This is a genomic window from Bartonella sp. AA9NXGY (genome assembly GCF_042196845.1).
Classification (GTDB): Bacteria; Pseudomonadota; Alphaproteobacteria; order Rhizobiales; family Rhizobiaceae; genus Bartonella.
Genome location: NZ_JBHIRB010000055.1, coordinates 1 through 2,694, shown reverse-complemented (window position 1 = coordinate 2,694; position 2,694 = coordinate 1). Strand labels below are relative to the sequence as shown.

2 protein-coding genes and 2 pseudogenes are annotated in these 2,694 nt (G+C 43.2%); all 4 read left to right on the top strand.

What is annotated here, in order from left to right:
- Window positions 1-246, top strand: a pseudogene (locus ACFIM6_RS09610) (hypothetical protein); the annotation flags it as partial.
- A 1-nt stretch (window position 247) separates the two neighbouring features.
- Complete coding sequence (locus ACFIM6_RS09605) at window positions 248-1,705, top strand: hypothetical protein (protein WP_375612638.1); 1,458 nt, start codon at window positions 248-250, stop codon at window positions 1,703-1,705.
- Window positions 1,705-2,130: a hypothetical protein gene (locus tag ACFIM6_RS09600; protein ID WP_375610955.1), complete on the top strand. Its 426-nt coding sequence runs from the start codon at window positions 1,705-1,707 to the stop codon at window positions 2,128-2,130. Before ACFIM6_RS09605 ends, ACFIM6_RS09600 begins: the two co-directional genes overlap by 1 nt.
- 1 nt (window position 2,131) lies before the next feature.
- Window positions 2,132-2,694, top strand: a pseudogene (locus ACFIM6_RS09595) (hypothetical protein); the annotation flags it as partial.

The window sequence follows — 2,694 nt, the reverse complement described above, 5'->3', positions numbered from 1 at the left end:
ATTCAACTCATTCTCTCTCCATTGCGTTTATCAGAGATAGAGAGTGTTGATGAGGAGCATCCATGGTTTGTGCACGCGTTTGATTTGATTAAGGCGCGTGCAAAATACGAACTTTACAAGAATATCCTTAAAGAACCCGATTGTGCAACAGCAGCGTACAATGACTTTAACGAACAGTTGCATGAATTGCGTGCAGAGACGTCTCAACGTCATAACGTCACTCGAATAATTCCGACGGATTTTTAAGATGGTTTATTTTCCAATCGCTGATTACAGACCAGATGTTTCGGTCGTCAACGGTAGCTTTACGGATACGCTTGTGAATGTTTTACCGGCTGATGGCTGTTACATTCCGATGCCTAGTGCAATGGTTGTGTCTCATGCTTTGGAAGAAAAGCCTTTGGGGTGCATAGCGTTTAGAAGTGGCAATGGTGTTAAGATAATCGTAGGAGGCAAGCAAAAGCTTTACAGTTATGATAGTCAAACGAAGGGGTGGAAGGACATAAGTCAAAGTGGTGTGACTTATCATGCGCATGAAGATAATCAATGGTCGTTCGCTTTGTTTGGTCAAAGAATTATTGCGGTGAATAAAAATGATAAACCACAAGTTTTTAATACCCATAGTTCTGAACGATTTGAAGATTTAGGAGGCAATCCCCCGAAAGCAGGCTTGGTGAAGGTTTGGGGACCTTTTGTTTGTTTGATGCAATTGACAGATCACCCCAATCGCATTCATTGGTCAGGTTTGGAAGATGCAACCCATTGGACAGTTAAGCAGAAAGATTGCGATTTTCAAGATTTTCCAGATGGAGAATATGTTCAAGGGTCTACGGAATCGACTAATCCCCTCATTTTTATGCGTTCTGCTATTTATGCAGGAACCTTTGTTGCGGGTTCTAAGATTGTGTTTACGTTTCAAAAGATACAAGACAAGCGCGGAGCCCGTAGTGCGTCCTCTATAGCATGTCGAGGGAGTGATGTTTTTTTTGCGAGTGATGGTGGTTTTTATCAGATGAGTTTGGATGGTCAACTTTTGCCGATAGGCTTTGAGAAAGTTGATAGAACAGTTTTTAAAACCTTTGATAAGTTTGCTCTTGATGAGATGCAAGGGGTTATAGATCCCATTGATAACCGGATTTACTGGTCCTTAAAGAGAGGCAATAACGAGCAAACGACCTTTGTTTATGATTGGGGATTGCAGAAATGGTCGACGCTACAGGGAAAACCTTTCACGTTGTTTCCAGTATTTACGACAGGTTATACTTTAGAACAGTTAGATGAGATCTCGATCAATCTTGAGACATTGCCGGCTTCTTTAGACAGCCCTCGTTGGCAAAGTGGCGCCCCAATGCTTGGTGCTTTTGATGATGAAAATCGGCTTGTTATGTTTACGGGAGCACCGATGGAGGCAACGGTTGTTTCGCAAGAATTGGGAGCACCAGATGGAAGTTTTAACTTTATCACGAAGATGTTTGCTGAAGTTGATACGACGGAAGGTCTTTTAAGCATAGGAGAGCGTCGTCTTCGCAATAATCAGACGCCGATTACATGGCACCAAGAGAGGGCATGTTCATATGTCACGGGTGCTTATCATGGTCGTTCGCGCAATCGTTATCACCGCTTTAAATTGCGTATTCCTGAAGGTGTTCATTGGAACCAAATCACAGGATTTAATGTGGATTTACGTCCTTTAGGCAGAGGGTAATGGCAAAAGTCTTTTTGACCACGTCTTGGGATATGGAGCGTATAGCACCATACCTTGAAGACATCATTGCGTCGTTTCGCGAGTATGTGGAACGTTTTAAACATGAAATCACGTTGCAAGAGCTCCTTGAAGCGATTTGCAGTGGCAAGAAACAGTTATGGCTTGTTTTGGATGATGACGAGCGCTTTTTAGCGGCATTCACGACCCAGATACAGCAGACAGTTTTAGGAAAGAAGCGCGCTCTGATTTGTGAATGTAGTGGCAAGGGCGTTCTTGATCAAGTTGATAATTTGACATTTGTAGAGGATTGGGCGCGTGAGAATGGGGCTTTTGAGATAGAGATTTTAGGGCGTTTAGGTTGGAAACGTGCACTGAACAAACAAGGTTATGGCATAGATATGCTTTATTATAGGAAGGAATTGTGACATGGGGAGCAGTAGACCAGCAACGACAGAACAGAAGCAGGTGCAGACAAGTGCCCCTCCTGCTTGGATGCAGAATGTCTTTAAGCGAGGTGGTGCGGATGCGTATAATCTGTATGATACAGGGGCGGGTGGGAATGTTTATGGCGGTCCTCGTGTAGCGCCGTTAAGTGATCAAACGCGCTATGGAATTGGTGGTCTTGGAAGTATTCCTCATCATTATCAAAATCGCTCTTTGATGAATACAATCTATAATCCAACGTCGGCAGCCATGAATCTTCGACATATGGCCTCTGGTGGTATGATGGGAGAAAATTCGTATTTCAAACAAGCACTTCAAGAAGCATTAGATGATTCAGACACTCAAATTAACAGATATTTCTCAGGTATTGGTCGTTATGCAACTCCTGATCACAGAGAGGAAGTGCGGAAAGGAAGAGATTCTATATACGCTCGTGCTATGTTAGAGCAATATAATCGTGATGCGGACCGCATGATGCAAGCCAATGCCATGATAGACCAAGCCAATCAAAATCAATTGGGCGCCTCAAATAACTTCTTACAGGG